13 protein-coding genes and 1 tRNA gene are annotated in these 14,490 nt (G+C 67.6%); 7 read left to right on the top strand and 7 right to left on the bottom strand.

What is annotated here, in order from left to right:
- The coding region (locus tag KDB67_RS14995) for an MFS transporter (protein WP_291017150.1) at positions 1-688 on the bottom strand (688 nt) is incomplete at its 3' end.
- A 192-nt stretch (positions 689-880) separates the two neighbouring features.
- Here KDB67_RS14995 and KDB67_RS14990 point away from each other — a divergent pair.
- Complete coding sequence (locus tag KDB67_RS14990; protein ID WP_291017136.1) at positions 881-1,474, top strand: TetR/AcrR family transcriptional regulator; 594 nt, start codon at positions 881-883, stop codon at positions 1,472-1,474.
- On the opposite strand, the gene dcd is transcribed toward KDB67_RS14990, so the two are convergent.
- Positions 1,456-2,019, bottom strand: coding sequence for a dCTP deaminase (gene dcd, locus KDB67_RS14985; RefSeq protein ID WP_291017148.1), 564 nt, complete (start codon positions 2,017-2,019; stop codon positions 1,456-1,458). The two genes, KDB67_RS14990 and dcd, sit on opposite strands and share 19 nt — an antisense overlap.
- Positions 2,020-2,096: 77 nt before the next feature.
- Positions 2,097-3,764, bottom strand: a complete 1,668-nt coding sequence (locus KDB67_RS14980; RefSeq protein WP_291017134.1) for an SLC13 family permease — start codon at positions 3,762-3,764, stop codon at positions 2,097-2,099.
- A gap of 156 nt (positions 3,765-3,920) precedes the next feature.
- On the opposite strand from KDB67_RS14980, the gene KDB67_RS14975 reads away from it, so the two are divergent.
- Positions 3,921-3,994: transfer RNA gene (locus KDB67_RS14975), tRNA-Gly, on the top strand.
- Between the two features lie 24 nt (positions 3,995-4,018).
- Here KDB67_RS14975 and KDB67_RS14970 read toward each other — a convergent pair.
- Positions 4,019-4,387, bottom strand: a complete 369-nt coding sequence (locus KDB67_RS14970; RefSeq protein WP_291017132.1) for a cupin domain-containing protein — start codon at positions 4,385-4,387, stop codon at positions 4,019-4,021.
- A 116-nt stretch (positions 4,388-4,503) separates the two neighbouring features.
- Here KDB67_RS14970 and KDB67_RS14965 point away from each other — a divergent pair, with 116 nt between their 5' ends.
- Positions 4,504-7,629, top strand: coding sequence for a BTAD domain-containing putative transcriptional regulator (locus KDB67_RS14965; RefSeq protein WP_291017130.1), 3,126 nt, complete (start codon positions 4,504-4,506; stop codon positions 7,627-7,629).
- A gap of 667 nt (positions 7,630-8,296) precedes the next feature.
- On the opposite strand, the gene KDB67_RS14960 is transcribed toward KDB67_RS14965, so the two are convergent.
- On the bottom strand, positions 8,297-8,800 hold the full coding sequence (locus tag KDB67_RS14960; protein ID WP_291017128.1) for a cupin domain-containing protein: 504 nt from the start codon (positions 8,798-8,800) through the stop codon (positions 8,297-8,299).
- 101 nt (positions 8,801-8,901) lie between these two features.
- Here KDB67_RS14960 and KDB67_RS14955 point away from each other — a divergent pair, with 101 nt between their 5' ends.
- The 3 genes from KDB67_RS14955 to KDB67_RS14945 all read left to right on the top strand — a co-directional run bounded on the left by KDB67_RS14955 (position 8,902) and on the right by KDB67_RS14945 (position 10,951).
- Positions 8,902-9,504 carry a TetR/AcrR family transcriptional regulator gene (locus KDB67_RS14955; RefSeq protein ID WP_291017127.1) on the top strand — a complete coding sequence of 201 codons (603 nt, stop codon included), beginning with the start codon at positions 8,902-8,904 and terminating at the stop codon, positions 9,502-9,504.
- A 35-nt stretch (positions 9,505-9,539) separates the two neighbouring features.
- On the top strand, positions 9,540-10,085 hold the full coding sequence (locus tag KDB67_RS14950; protein ID WP_291017125.1) for a M15 family metallopeptidase: 546 nt from the start codon (positions 9,540-9,542) through the stop codon (positions 10,083-10,085).
- Between the two features lie 224 nt (positions 10,086-10,309).
- Positions 10,310-10,951 (top strand): zinc ribbon domain-containing protein, encoded by a 642-nt coding sequence (locus KDB67_RS14945; protein ID WP_291017122.1) that lies wholly within the window; start codon positions 10,310-10,312, stop codon positions 10,949-10,951.
- 4 nt (positions 10,952-10,955) lie between these two features.
- On the opposite strand, the gene KDB67_RS14940 is transcribed toward KDB67_RS14945, so the two are convergent.
- Positions 10,956-11,114 carry a hypothetical protein gene (locus KDB67_RS14940; protein ID WP_291017119.1) on the bottom strand — a complete coding sequence of 53 codons (159 nt, stop codon included), beginning with the start codon at positions 11,112-11,114 and terminating at the stop codon, positions 10,956-10,958.
- A 129-nt stretch (positions 11,115-11,243) separates the two neighbouring features.
- On the opposite strand from KDB67_RS14940, the gene KDB67_RS14935 reads away from it, so the two are divergent.
- Complete coding sequence (locus tag KDB67_RS14935; RefSeq protein ID WP_291017116.1) at positions 11,244-13,295, top strand: glycosyltransferase family 39 protein; 2,052 nt, start codon at positions 11,244-11,246, stop codon at positions 13,293-13,295.
- A 125-nt stretch (positions 13,296-13,420) separates the two neighbouring features.
- On the opposite strand, the gene KDB67_RS14930 is transcribed toward KDB67_RS14935, so the two are convergent.
- Positions 13,421-14,422 carry a Gfo/Idh/MocA family oxidoreductase gene (locus KDB67_RS14930; RefSeq protein WP_291017146.1) on the bottom strand — a complete coding sequence of 334 codons (1,002 nt, stop codon included), beginning with the start codon at positions 14,420-14,422 and terminating at the stop codon, positions 13,421-13,423.
- Between the last annotated feature and the right edge of the window lie 68 nt (positions 14,423-14,490).

Here is a 14,490-nt window from a genome sequence, read left to right as displayed (position 1 = left end):
CTGCGATGGACAGCTCGCGACGGGCGAACAGGGCGAGCACCGCGGCGGCGACGACCAGTCCGGCGATGGTCCGGATGTCGGTCCAGCCAAAGTGCGGACCTTCGATCACGGAATAGGTGAGCAACCCGAGACCGGCGATCGACAGTGCCAGACCCGTTGCGTCAAAACGTGATACGGACATACGCTGGGTGGCCGGAACTGCCAGCAGCACACCGGCGGCGGCCACGACGGCCATCGGCACATTCACCCAGAACACCGACGACCAGGAGAAGTGTTCGAGCAGCCAGCCACCGAAAACCGGTCCGACGGCCACCGAGATCCCGGAGGTTGCCGCCCAGATCCCCACTGCCGCGGCACGTTCGGAGGGTTTGGTGAAGATCGCGGTGATGATGGCCAGCGTCGCCGGGAACACGAGCGCGGCGAAAACCCCCAATCCACCGCGGGCCGCGACCAATTGGCCGAGACTCCCCGAAGCGGCGGCCAGCACCGAGACTGCTGCGAATCCACCGATACCGGCAAGCAGCATCCGCCGGTGACCGAACCGATCCCCGAGGTAGCCGCCGGTGAGCAACAGGCCCGCGAAGACGAGCGTGTACGCGTCGACGATCCACTGCAGACCCGAGATTCCCGCATTCAGGTCCCGCGCCAGCGTCGGCAGCGCGACGTTGACGATCGAGTTGTCGACCATCACGAGCAGTTCGGCAAAACACAGGGCGGCCAGCGCGAGCCAGCGCGAGGTTGATGAGCCCACGGTGATTCCTCCTTCGATTGGCGATGTGGCGTGCAGTGCCGGGGTCCGGCACGAGTTATAGAACATCGCCATACTGTTGTAGTACGTAGTTCTATTCAAGAAGAACACTGTTCTAGTAGACTTGTCAACATGTCGACGCCGAAGTCCGCCCGTACCCCCGCCACGGAGATCCGCATCAACCTCCTCGCGGCGGGCAGACGGATTCTCGAACGCGACGGCGAGACCGCGCTCACCGTCCGGGCCGTCGCCAAGGAGGCGGGTGTCGCCCCGATGGGCGTCTACAACCACTTCGACGGCAAGGAAGGATTGCTCAATGCGCTGGTCAGCGATGGCTTCGCCGAGTTCGCCGGTGTCGTCACCGCCATCGATACCGATCCCGCCGAGCGGTTACGCAACTGCGGCCGCAACTACCGGACATTCGCGCTGGCCAACCCCAACCTGTACACCCTGATGTTCTCCACCGACTGCGAGGCCGACGACGAAGTGGCGGCACGCTCGTTCGGAGTCCTCGCAGACATCGTGCGCTACGGCCAGGGCGTCGGTTCGATCCGCCCCGGCGACGCCCTCGACCTCGCAGCGCAGGTCTGGGCGTGTGTACACGGAGCTGTCGCACTCGAACTGACCGACGCGTATCCGCCGTTCATCGACGCCGGTGAGCTGTACGAACACGTGCTGGATCTGGTGGCGCGGGGGGTTCAGCCGTCCTACTCGAAGTTGAGGTAGGCCTTGGAGGGTGTCGGCCCCCGCTGACCCTGATACTTCGAGCCGACGGCGGTGCTGCCGTACGGATGTTCGGCGGGGCTGGTGAGCCGCAGCAGACAAAGCTGACCGATCTTCATCCCCGGCCACAGGGTGATCGGCAGATTTGCCACATTGGACAGTTCCAGGGTGATATGCCCTGAGAAGCCCGGATCGATGAACCCCGCAGTTGAGTGGGTGAGCAGGCCAAGCCGACCCAGCGACGACTTGCCTTCGAGCCGGCCGGCCAGATAGTCGGGCAGCGTACATATCTCCAGCGTCGAACCCAGGACGAACTCCCCCGGATGCAACACGAACGGCTCACCGTCGGCGGGCTCGACGAGGCTCGTCAGCTCGTCCTGCCGTTGCGCCGGGTCGATGTGGGTGTAGCGGGTGTTGTTGAACACCCGGAACAGGCCGTCCAGCCGCACATCGATACTCGACGGCTGCACCAGCGTGTCATCGAACGGTTCGACCGCCAGGCGACCCTGCGCGAGTTCGGCCCGGATGTCGCGGTCGGAAAGCAGCACGTAGGTGAGGGTATCGGACCGGGTCATCGCCCGGCGAGTCGCTGCTCGATATGGCGAGACATCTGGCCAAGTAGCGCCTACCGCGTGTACTCCAGCAGTGGCCAGGCCACCAGGAACACCGTCACCAATGAGATCAGGGTGATCGGGATACCGAATCGGACAAACGTGCGTGTGGTGTAGTTGCCCGGTTCCATCACCATCAGGTTCGACTGGTGGCTGTACGGGTTGATGAACGTGAACGAGATGCAGGTGCCGATCAGTGTCAACAGCAGCACCGGACTCAGATCAGCGCTCGACGCGATCGTCAGGGCGACCGGTGTGAGGATGGCCGCGGCGGCGGCGTTGGTGACGAAGTTGGTCAGCAGCGTGGTACCGATCGCCAGCACTGCGACCATCAACGGGATATTGCCCGAACCCAACTCCAGAATCCCGTCGGAGATATAGCCGGCCAAGCCGCTCTTCACCACGATCTGACCCAGCCCGATCGACCCGGCGATGATGGCCAGAATGTTCCAGTCGAGGGCACGGACCGCCGATCTCGGCGAGAGGACCCCGCTGACCACCATCAGCGTCGCACCGCATCCGGCGGCGAGAGACACGTCCATGAGACTGAAGCTGGCGGCGAGGATCACCCCCACCAGGATCGATATCGCGACCCACGTCTTTCCCGGTTGCGGAGCCTTGCCTGCCACGTTCTGCCACAGGCTGACGAATTCATGCTTTTCCAGCACCTGGCTCGACGCGACGGACACATAGCACACGCTGCCGGGTTCGGCGGGCGTGTCCCGGAACCGGTGGTGGGTCTGGGCGGCGACCACCAGCAGGTCTTCCTCGTCCTGCAGGTCACGCACGGTGCCGGGATTCTCGGTGCCGATGGTCACGGCGAACAGGTGCAGTGGCGCCAGCCCGAACCGCGGCGATTCCCACAGCATCTGCACCCCGAGTTCGGTGGTCCGGTACACCAACAGGTCGCCACCCTCGATCGGGCTGTCGATGTCGACGGGCTGTCCCCAGCGCCGGATCTCGACGAGTTCGAATTCGGCGGTCTTGTGCATGCCCATCGAGGTCGCGGTGCGCCCGATGCCCACCGCCTTGCCCGACACGGGAATCTCCGCACGCCAATCGAGGGCGCGGTCCTTGTGCCGTGACCGCCCGCGCAGCAGGTGCCGTGACAGCAGGACCAGCGCCACCCAGCCTACGAGCGCCACCGGCAGGGCGATCGGAACGAATGAGAACATGCTCAGATGGACACCCGCCGACGTCGCGAATCCGGCGATGATCAGGTTGGAGCTGGTGCCGACCAGCGTCGTCGACCCGGCGAGGGTGGTCGCGTGCGCCACCGGCAGCAGCACACTGCGCGCCGGTATCCCCGCGCGCTGCTGCACCTCTTTGGTGGCGGGGATCAGCATTGCGACGATCGGGGTGGTGTTGATGAGCGAGGAGATGGCGCCGACGGGCGGGATCAGCCGGACCAGCATCCGAGTCGGCGTGTCGACCTGCGAGAGCAGCTTGAACATGACGCGCGAGACCACGCCCGTCGACAGCACGCCCTTGGCGATCACCAGCATCGCGGCGATGGTGATGACGCCGCCGTTGCTCAGCCCCGAGAACAGTTCCGCCGGTGTCGCGATCCCGAGGACACCGGCGGCCAGCAACGCGACCATCAGCGCCAGAACCGCCGGCATCCGGCCGCTGGTCATCGCCACCAGGGTCGCTACTACGAGTACCGCCGCCACAATCGCCATGGGTGACCATTGTGCGCCATCCGGACATCCCATGACGTCCGGACGAATCAGACACGCCGCACTGGGGTCATTGGTCCCATATCGGACGCCCGTCGGGCCCCGCCCCACCGCCCGCCGGCCCACTTGCTACGCTATGACCTGCGTCGCGAGGCGCACGCCGATGTAGTTCAATGGCAGAACATCAGCTTCCCAAGCTGAATACGCGGGTTCGATTCCCGTCATCGGCTCCAGCAGATCGCGCGCATTCAGGTGCGTCAGTGTCCTTCGGCGTAGTGACTGGCACCGAACCAGTCGACGACGATCACCTCGTCGTTGCCCACCACCCAGGCGTCGTGACCGGCGGGCAACGAGGTCACCTGGCCGGGCGTGGCATCGAACTCCTGGCCGTCGGCCGTCTGAATCCGTAGGGTGCCCGCCACGTGGTACTGAAAGTGCGGGGCCTCGCAGAGGTCGGTGCCGGCGATCGGCCGCACGTGGGTGGACCAGCGCCAACCGGGCTCGAAGACGAGTCGTCCGATCTCCATGCCACCCACTCGCAGGATCTCGGCGCGCCCGTTCTCGAAGGTGCGTACCTCGTCGGGCGCACTGAAATCCCGGTGTTCGATCGTTTGCATGGTCGTCATGACCTTCTCCCTTCGGTTGTGCTGTCTGCCGTTCGTGATCAACGACGCCTACGACGCTAGAAGGGACGCCTTGCGAGTTACTTGCGGTTTCGCGGCGAGCGGCAAGGATGAGACATGTGACCGGAGCGCAACGGGTGGAGATCCGGCTGCTGGGCGGGTTCGCGCTGCTACGCGACGGCATGGAGGTACCGGCGCGGGCATTCGGCGGCCGCAAGGCCCGCACCCTGATCAAGGTACTGTCGAGCCGCCAGGGGCAGCTCGTCAGCACTGATGTGCTCGCCGCGGCACTGTGGCCCGACCGGTCGCCGGCCGACCCCGTCGCGAACCTCCAGGTCCTCGTCAATCGAGCCCGGCACGCGCTCGGCGACCCCGCCCTGATCATCACCGGGCAGCACGGCTACACGCTCGCGCCGGAACCGGCCTGCGCCGTCGACGCCCAGCGGTTGCTCCGTGCGGCCACCGCCGGGGCCGGCTCGCCGACGGCGCTGCGTGCGACGGAACTGCGTGCGGCGCTTGACTTGTGGCAGGGAGACCCGTTGCCGGAGGATGCGTACGACGACTGGGCCGCCGAGTTCCGCGCCCGCGTGTTCCGTGGCCGCCGGCACCTCCTTGAAGAGGCCGCCACCCTCGCCCTGTCCTCCGGCGATGCCGGGCGTGCCGTCGAGATGTCCCGGTCGGCCGTCGATGCCGATCCGCTGTGTGAGCCCGCGGTCCTGCTCCTGGTCCGGGCACTGGCCGTCACCGGCGACGGGGCGGGCGCGCTGCGCGCGTTCGAGGACTACCGGCGCGAGCTGGCCGACGAACTCGGTGTCGATCCGTCTCCCGAGGCCGCTGAACTGCATCGCCGGCTGATACGACGACCTCCCGCCGGCGCTGCTCCGGCCTCCGGGCGGGGTAGGCGTTCGTTCGACGAACTCGCGTTCGTGGGCCGGGAACGGGAGCTGACACTCATCCGGTCGTCGTTGTCGGGTGCACGCCGGTCCGGCACGGTGATTCTGATCGGCGGAGTGTCGGGTGCGGGAAAATCACGGCTGATCGACACCGTGGCGCGCTCGGTGCCGATCGTCCGGGCCCGTGCATATGCCGCCGAGGTCGCCGAACCGTGGGCGTTGCTGCGCACACTGCTCCGCGAGGTGCTCTCCCAGGACATGGGACACCGCGCCGGGCTGCCCACACCGATGGCCGCGACGCTGACATGGCTGCTGCCGGAACTCGACGACGGCCGGCTCAGCGCGGTGCGGCCGGACGCGGAGAACCGGCGGATCCTCATCCCGGAGGTCGCGACCGCGATCCTGCGGGCGGCAGCGCTGCCGATCGCCGTCGATGACCTGCAATGGTGCGACCCGAGCAGTCTCGCGGTGCTTGAGGCGGTCGTCCGGCGCGACGCCACGACGGGAACGGTGGTGGCCTTCCGGTCCGAAGAGGTGGCCGACCACACCGAGGTGGCCGATTTCCTGCGGCGGTCCGATGTGGCGCTGCGGGTGGATCTGGGCGGCCTGTCGGGAGAGTCGCTGCGCGCCGTCGTCGATGATCGTGGGGTCGTGGCGGCCATCTGCTCGCAAACCGACCGAACCCCGATGGCGGTGACCGAGGTGTTGCGCGGGCTCAGCGCCGAAGGACTGGTGACGCCGTCGGCGAACGGCCCGTGGCATACCGGGCCCGGTGCGGCGCGTCGGGCCGGCGAACTGGCCCTGGCCGGACACCGGACCTCGATCGGTGCCCGGGTCGACGCCCAGAGCGCACCGGACCGGCGTCTCCTGGCGCTCATGGCGCTGGCCGCCCTGGAGGTCCCGGCCCGATTCCTGGCCGAGGCCACCGGACGTGACGAGCAGGCCGTGGCCGAGTCGTTGTCCCGTCTCCTGCGCCGTGGGCTGGTCCGGGGCGGCGACAACGGCTGGGCGACGTCCCATGACATGGTGACCGACGTGGTGGCGGGTCGGCTCGATGACGCCGACCGCATCCGGCATCACGCAGACCTCGCCAATGCACTTGGGACGGAAGGTGATCGGACGAGACTGGCGCACCATCGGCTGCACGCCGGCGATCGTGCGGCAGCGTCGGCGGCCTATTGTGACGCCTCCCGGCGCGCACTGGACACCTTCGCCGACGACGAGGCGGCCGGGCTGGCCGACCGCGGACTCGCGTTGGCACCGGCAGCGCAGGTCGGTGCGCTCCTGCATGAGGTGCGCGGAGAGGCCCGTCAGCGCCGTGGCGACCTCGCCGGCGCCCGGCACGACCTTCAGGCCGCATTGTCGGCTGCGACGAACAGCACCGACCGTGCCCGGATTCTGGCACGGCTCGCGATGCTCGCGTCCGGCTCCGACGACATCGTGCGCGCCTCCCACCTCGCCGAGTTCGCGGTCGCCGAGGCCGGTGAGCACGCCCCCACCCGGGCCCGGGCGCTGGAGGTGGCCTCGGTACTCGACATGAACCTGGGGCGCACGCACAGATCTGGTGAGCGGGCCGCCGAGGCCCTGTCGCTGTACGAGCGACTCGGCGACTCCGGCGGAATGGCGCGGGTGGTCGATGCACGCGCCATGGCCGAGTTCCTCGGAGGTGATGTGCGACAAGGTAGTTCGGCACTGAACCGGGCAGCGGACCTCTTCGCGGACTCCGGCGATCTGGTGCGGACCATCACGCCCCGGTCGACCGCCGGTCACGCCCTCGTCTTCGCCGGCCACGCGGCCGAGGGCCTGCGCCTCATCGATGCGGCGCTGGACCTGGCCCGGACGCTCGGCCACGCAGAAGGTCAGGCGTACGCGCTGTGGCATCGCGCCGAAGCTCTCACGGAACTCGGCCGGGTCGATGAGGCCGCCGCCGACAGCGCCGAGGCACTGTCCATCGCCACCCGCATCGGACATCGCGGGTGGACGGCAACGGCGTGGCGAGCCTCCGGACTGGCCGCGCGACGCCGCGGCGACCTCGATGAAGCTCTACGGGCCTTCGGCAATTCATTGGCACTGGCCGACAATCTGGGACTGTTCGCCAGTTGGGCGGCTGCCCGGATCGCGCTGGTGCTGGTGGAATATGGCAAGCCCGGGGAGGCGAAGGAATCGGCTGATCGGGCGTTGTCGGAGGGGCCGCCCCTCGGGCACTACGAGGCTCGCTGGGCCGCCGCCGAGGTCGCCGCCGCACTCGGGGATACCGGCACCCGATCGCTCGCCCGGCTTGCCGTCGAATTCATGGCCGAGGGCGGGGTGGCCCAGGGCCGCGACCGGTTGCTCACACTGGCAGGACAATGATCGTTCGCCGGAGAACAATAACCACCCGGGAGCGGGGCACGAATGCATATTCGCATCGGCTCGCCGCTCCCGGGCGGTTTGTGGACCTCACTCCACCAGCAGTGGCGCCCGTTCTCGGTGGTGTTGTCGGGGTTGATGGCGTGCTGCCATTGCAGCCAGAGCCGCCGCCAACAGTGCTCTCGACATCTACCGCGGCGTCGTCGAAGGCATCGCGTTGAGCTATGCGCGCGTCGCCGGTCAATTGCGTCCCGCGGCACAGGGCGCGGTCAAGATCGCCGTATGCGGTCGCACCGTGGCAGCCCGGCCGGAATTGTTCCAGGCCATCAGCGACGTCCTCGGCCTGCCCATCGAGATCATCGACGCCAAACGCACCACCTTGCTGGGTACCCGCCCACCTGGCACTGGACACCCTGGCAGCGTCGGTCGAGCGTTGGCATCCGGAGCCCGGCTATGTCTGCGAACCGCATCCGGCACGCGCGGACTATTACGCGGACCGGGCCGCGCGGTTCGAGGCCGTCTACGATGCGCTCATCGCGCGCGACTGATCACTACGACAGCGGCGGAGTACATCTCGTCCGTCCGGCTGTGCCGGGACGACCCGATCCAGGATGGTCGATTCCGGATGGTGGCGCAGGATCGCGGTCTCGAGTTCGGGGCGGCTCCCATGTCACCGGTCCGCCGGCGGGATCGGCGGCTGCACCCCGCCCGCGGATTCGAGGTGTGCCAGCGGCGGACCGAGGATCTCGGCACCGTGCTCGGCCGCGGCTGCGGCGAGCGCGCCGAAGTCGGGCGGACCGGCGACCTGGAACAGCGGCGCCATCTTCGCGTACAGGTGATGGAATCCACCGGGCCAGTTGATGCCGACCAGCTTGGCCGGGCCGTCGCCGATCGCCATGAACGTGTGCGGGACGTTCGGCGGGGTGAAGATCAGGTCACCCGCTCCGGCCTCGTAGGTGTCCTCGCCCACGAGCACCCGGATGCGTCCGGCGACAACGACTTCCCACGTCACCCACGGATGACGGTGCAGTGGTGGCCCGTCGCCCGGAGCGAGTTCCTCGACGTAGACATCCGGCGAGTTCTCGTCGCCGCCGGCCAGGAAGCGCATCACGTCGGTCGGTGACGTGGTGAAGGTCAGGGCGTCGTCGCCGCGCGTGACGATCGGTGTGGACATATCAGCTCCCTTGTGTGTCGCAAGCCGCCGGACCTGTACCGACTAAACGAAACAGTACAGTTTCATTAGCTACCCGTCAAACGAAACGGTACAGTTTTGTCGTGGACAGACGAGCTCACTACCTGCACGTAGCGCTGGAGCAGTTCGCCCTGCACGGCTTCCACGGCGTCAGCATGGACCAGCTGGTCACCGCATCCGGCGGGTCGAAAGCCACGCTCTACCGGTATTTCCCGTCGAAAGAGGCCCTTTTCGAGGCGATCATCGCCGACCTCGCCAACGCGACCGTCGCGGCGAATACCGAGGATCAGCTCGGTGCGCTACCGATCGCCGACGCTCTGCGCGCCCTCGGGCACGCCACCGCCCGCGCGGCGCTCAGCGACCGGGCAACCGTGCTGTTCCGGCTGGCGGTCGGCGAATGCGGCCGCTTCCCCGAACTGGCCTCGACGATGTTCGAGCGAGGCCCTGCGGTGTCGTATGCCCGGATGCGTGCCTTCATCGACAATCGGGTCGCCGCAGGCGAACTGCGCGTCCCCGACAGCCAGATCGCCGCCGAACAGTTCCTCGGCGGCATCGTCGGCCACCAGCAACTGCGCCAAGCACTGGGACAACCCCCCGCCGACCCCACCGAGATCACCGCCCGCGTCGAGGCCGCGATAACCACATTCCTCGCCGCCTACCAGGCACCGGGGCAGTTGTCTCCGTAGTGGTCTGCGGTCGGCCGGGCTGGGAGGATGTCACTATGCGCCGTACACGACCGTTCATCGCAGCACTCGCCGTCGTCACCGCGTCGGCCGTCGCGCCCGCGATCGCCACGGCCGCCCCGACGGCCGCGATCGGCGTCGAGGACGGCGTGGTTCCCGCCGGTGTGAGCGTCTTCGACGACAGCTATCCGGCGGTCAGCAGGCTCGACGGCACACTCCTGACGGCATTACGGTCCGCGGCCGTCGTCGCCCGCACAGGCGGCGTGACGTTCGTGGTGAACAGCGGCTGGCGTTCGCGCGCATATCAGCAATACCTGCTCGACCAGGCCGTCATCACCTACGGGTCACTCCCCGAAGCACGCCGCTGGGTCGCCACCCCGGCCACCTCGCCGCACGTGTCCGGCAAGGCTATCGACCTCGGCGGCACCGGCGCCGCCGACTGGCTGGACAGATTCGGCGCCACCTACGGCCTGTGCCAGATCTACCAGAATGAACCATGGCACTTCGAGTTTCGTGCGCAGGCCACCATGCGCGGATGCCCACCCAGCTACCCGGACCCGACCCACGATCCCCGCATGCGATGAGCAGGACCCCCCGATCCGCGAGTGAAGACGTGGCTCGACGCCCAGAGTGCCCGAACCCTCTACCTGACCACTGTGACCGTCGGTTCCGTCCGAGCCGACCCTTGGCCGCGGTGTCTCCCGATCGACCGACAGTCACCGGCGTCGACGCCGGATCGGCGATCCGGGCGGTACGCTCAAGCAGCATCCGCCTGTGCGGCCCGTCCCACCGTCCCGTGAGGTCAACCGTGTCCATCAGAATCCCGTTCACCGGCAATTACAGCGATCTGTCGAACAACGACGGCTACCAGTTCGAGTTCCGTTGCGAGCGCTGCGGTAACGGCTTCCGGTCCGGTTTCCAGCGGGATATGGCTGCCACCGGGCAAAAGTTCGTCCAGGGTCTGGGTCGACTGGTCGGCTACGGGGCGATGTACCGGGTGACCTCGGCCGCCGACAGATTTCTCGACCGCAGCACCAATTCCGAGGCCAAGGACAAGGCGCTCGCGAAGGCCGTCGCCGAGGTATCACCGCATTTCCACCAGTGCCGTGGCTGCGGCGACTGGGTGTGCGACGAGGGCTGCTGGAACGATCCCGTCGGCCAGTGCGTGCGTTGCTCCCCCAATCAGGCGCACGAGTTGGCGCAGCTACAGGCGGACGCCCGGCGCGATCAGATGCGTGAAGGACTGCGCAACGTCAACCTCATCGGCGGCGTCGACCTCGGGCAGCAATCCTCGACCCGTTGCCCGTCGTGCGGCACCCACGCATCGGGCGGCAGGTTCTGTACGTCGTGCGGCTCGTCGCTCGCCCAGCAGGCGACCTGCCGGGGCTGCTCGCACGGCAACCCGATCGGCGCGATCTATTGTCAGCAGTGCGGGCAATCGCTCACCTGAGCATCTACACCTTCTCGACGTTCTCCTCGTCGACGATGACGATGCCGCCGGAGGTGAGCTGGATACTCAGCTTGCCGGACGGAAGGTAACCGAGGAGCTGACCGGTCTCACCGGTGGTGAGCACACGCAGCTGCTCACTCTTGTCGAACGCATGAAAGCTCATACCCTCCGAGCATAGTGTGTACGCCGATCACCAACGCCCGAGCGCTCACAGGCTTCTCCCAGCGTCCATCCAGTCCTGCCGGAGGGACGGGTCGCATTCTGGTTATCGACCAGAAAAGGAGATGCAGACATGACAGCAGTACTCGACCGGGCCGCACCGGAGGTGACGCCGGCGCCACCACCCGCGGTGTCGCGTCGGCGCCCGCTGTGGTGGAGCAAATGGGCGCTGAGCGGACTCCTGGCGACGACCGCGGTGCTCTATCTGTGGAATCTGAGCGCCAGCGGCTACGCCAACACCTTCTATGCGGCTGCGGCACAAGCGGGTTCGCAGAGCTGGCGGGCCTGGTTCTTCGGCTCGCTCGACGCCGCCAACTTCATCACCGTCGACAAACCTCCTGCCGCGCTGTGGGTTACGGGATTGTCGATGCGGATCTTCGGCGTGAACAGTTGGGCCGCACTGGCTCCGCAGGCTCTGATGGGAGTGGCCGCCGTCGGCCTGCTGTATGCGACGATGCGGCGCACATTCAGTGACCCGAAACAGGGCACTGTCGCCGGGCTGATCGCGGGCGCCGTGCTCGCGTTCACCCCGGCCGCCGCGCTGATGTTCCGGTTCAACAATCCCGATGCGCTGCTGGTGTTGCTGATGACCGCCGCCGGGTACGCCCTGGTACGGGCGATCGCCACCAATTCCGGCCGCTGGCTGGCACTGGTGGGTGTGGCACTCGGGTTCGCGTTCCTCACCAAGATGATGCAGGGGCTGCTGGTACTGCCCGCCTTCGGCCTGGCGTATCTCGTGTTCGCGAACAACAGCTGGACCAAACGGATACTGCACCTGATCGGCGCGACCGTCGCGCTGATCGTCAGCGCGGGGTGGTTCGTGGTGGCCACCATCCTGACCCCCGCATCCTCGCGGCCCTATATCGGCGGTTCCACCGACAACACCTTCATGGACCTGGTGCTCGGCTATAACGGCATCGGCCGTATCAGCGGCGGCAATGGGGGCGGTCCGGGTGGTGGCGGTGGCCAGGCCGGCGGGTCGTTCGGCGGCTCCACCGGACTGAGCCGGTTGTTCAGCTCCGAGATGGGTAACGAGATCTCCTGGCTGCTGCCGGTGGCGCTGCTGGTACTGGTGTTCGCCGCCTATGTCGGTGTGCGCAGCATCAACCAGCTGAGCACGTTCACCGGACGTATGAACCGCGTCGAGGGTGGTGCGGTATTTGCTTGGGGTGGTTGGCTTCTGGTGACCGCACTGGTGTTCTCGTTCATGAGCGGCACCATCCACCCGTACTACACGGTGGCCCCGGCACCGGCGATCGGCGCCCTGGTGGGCATCGGCGCCGTGCTGGCCTGGCGGCGTCGTGAGCACTGGGACGGACGCCTGATGATGGCCGCGATGATCGGGCTGGCCGCCTGGTGGTCGATCGTCCTGCTCGACCGCAACAGCTGGGGTCCCGAATGGTGCCGCTGGGCAATCGGATTGGTCGCACTGGCCTCGGTCGCGGGACTGCTGATCGGCAGCACCCTGGGTATGAAGAAGCTGGTCGCCTCGGCACTCATCGCCGGTTCGCTCGCCGGATTCGGTGGCACCGCGGCCTTCTCCATCGCCACCGCGTCCGAGACGCACGGCGGTTCGATCCCGAGCGCGGTCAGCACGTCGATCAGCGGCGGCGGCATGGGCGGTCCCGGTGGCGGAGGTCCCGGCGGGAACGGCGGCCAGAATACGACGGGCCAGAACGCCGGCGGTCAGACTGCGAACGGTCAGAACTCGGCAGGTCAGAGCACCAATGGCCGGAACGGCACCGACGGACAGGCCGGATCGTCGAACGCTCGTCAGGGTGGCCAGGGCGGCGGCCCCGGCGGCGAGGACATCTCGTCGAACACCGAACTGGTGGCGCTGCTGAAGTCGGCCGGCACCACCTGGTCGGCGGCCACCAACGGCTCGCAGTCCGCGGCCGGTATCGAATTGGCCACCGGCACCTCGGTGATGGCGATCGGCGGCTGGAGCGGCGACCCCGCCCCGACCCTCGATCAGTTCAAGGCCTATGTGGCGGCCGGCAAGATCGGTTACTACGTCGGCGGCAGCGGTGGCGGCCCCGGCGGCAACTCGGAGATCTCCGCATGGGTCGCGGAGAACTTCACCGCGACGACGGTCGGCGGGACCACGGTCTACAAGCTGACCTGACGGGCAGCACCCCCGCTGGTTGAGGTGTGAGCCTGCGAGCCTCGAAACCAGGTGAGACGACAAGGTTCTCTCACCGGGTTTCGAGGCTCGCCGCTTACGCTCCTCACACCTCAACCAGCGAAAGGTCAATCTGAGGAGGGTATTTCGGCTATTTCGTCGATGCGGACCGGTCGCTTTTCGTGCATGGATGTTGTCGCGGCGTCGGCGATGAGGGCCGTCTCGAGCGCCTCGTCCAGGGTGCACAGCGACGTCGACGACGCGCCGGCCACCATCGCGCAGAATGCGTGGAGCTCTCGGCGGCGGGCTTCGGCGAGCCGGTCCGGGACCGATCCGTGCGGGGTGCCATCGGGCGATGTGCGCTCCGGATCCCAGCCCGCCACAATGGAATCGGCGCTGCCGTGGACTTCGAGGCGGCGGTCATGGCCGCGGCCGTTGTAGCGGCCCACGGACACCACCCCCATCGCACCGGAGTCGAACGTGAGAATCGCTGTGGCCGAGTCGATGTCGTCATACGCGGTGAACTCGGGGTCGCCCAGGTTGGCGCCGGTGGCGTACACCTCCACCACGTCCTGCCCGACCACCCAGCGCAGGGTATCGAAATCGTGCACGGCGAGGTCGCGGAAGATCCCACCGGACCGGGCGATGTACGACATCGGCGGCGGCACCGGATCGAGCGTCACCGACCGAGCGGTGGTGATGAACCCGAGTGCACCCGAGGCGACCGCGTCGCACACCGCGGAGACAGCCGGATCCGATCGTCGGCTACAGCCGATCACGACCGGCACGCCGGAGCCCGCGCACCGGGCAACGACGCCGGCCGTCTCCGTCGACGACATCGCGATCGGTTTCTCGCAGAAGACCGGCACACCGGCGGCCACGGACTTCTCGATGAATCCCGCGCGAGTGGCGGTCGCCGAGGCGATCACCAGCCCGTCGACACCCGCGGCGAGCACGGCGTCGACGTCCGCGCAGCCTTGCGCCTGGCAGTACCGGCCGGTGACCGACTCGATCGCCTCCGGCACCACATCGGTGACCAACACCCGGTCGACCGCGTCGGACGAGGCCAACGTGTCGACGTGGAATGCGCCGATCCGGCCGAGGCCCACAACACCGATCCGCACTCCCATACGATGCCCTTCCATCACGCCGCGATTGTCACGACATTATGGACCGCGCCCGAATCACGAACACGACC

It is taken from the genome of Gordonia sp. (in: high G+C Gram-positive bacteria) (genome assembly GCF_020438995.1).
Classification (GTDB): Bacteria; Actinomycetota; Actinomycetes; order Mycobacteriales; family Mycobacteriaceae; genus Gordonia.
Note: the sequence above shows the minus strand (reverse complement) of the source record. Positions and strands in the feature narration are given on the sequence as shown.

What these genes read in the sequence shown, in the direction of transcription:
- KDB67_RS14990 (WP_291017136.1), top strand. Translation starts at nt 881, where the DNA reads ATGTCGACGCCGAAGTCCGCCCGTACCCCCGCCACGGAGATCCGCATC.
- KDB67_RS14980 (WP_291017134.1), bottom strand. Translation starts at nt 3,764, where the DNA reads ATGGCGATTGTGGCGGCGGTACTCGTAGTAGCGACCCTGGTGGCGATG.
- KDB67_RS14970 (WP_291017132.1), bottom strand. Translation starts at nt 4,387, where the DNA reads ATGACGACCATGCAAACGATCGAACACCGGGATTTCAGTGCGCCCGAC.
- KDB67_RS14960 (WP_291017128.1), bottom strand. Translation starts at nt 8,800, where the DNA reads ATGTCCACACCGATCGTCACGCGCGGCGACGACGCCCTGACCTTCACC.
- KDB67_RS14950 (WP_291017125.1), top strand. Translation starts at nt 9,540, where the DNA reads ATGCGCCGTACACGACCGTTCATCGCAGCACTCGCCGTCGTCACCGCG.
- KDB67_RS14940 (WP_291017119.1), bottom strand. Translation starts at nt 11,114, where the DNA reads ATGAGCTTTCATGCGTTCGACAAGAGTGAGCAGCTGCGTGTGCTCACC.
- KDB67_RS14935 (WP_291017116.1), top strand. Translation starts at nt 11,244, where the DNA reads ATGACAGCAGTACTCGACCGGGCCGCACCGGAGGTGACGCCGGCGCCA.
- KDB67_RS14930 (WP_291017146.1), bottom strand. Translation starts at nt 14,422, where the DNA reads ATGGGAGTGCGGATCGGTGTTGTGGGCCTCGGCCGGATCGGCGCATTC.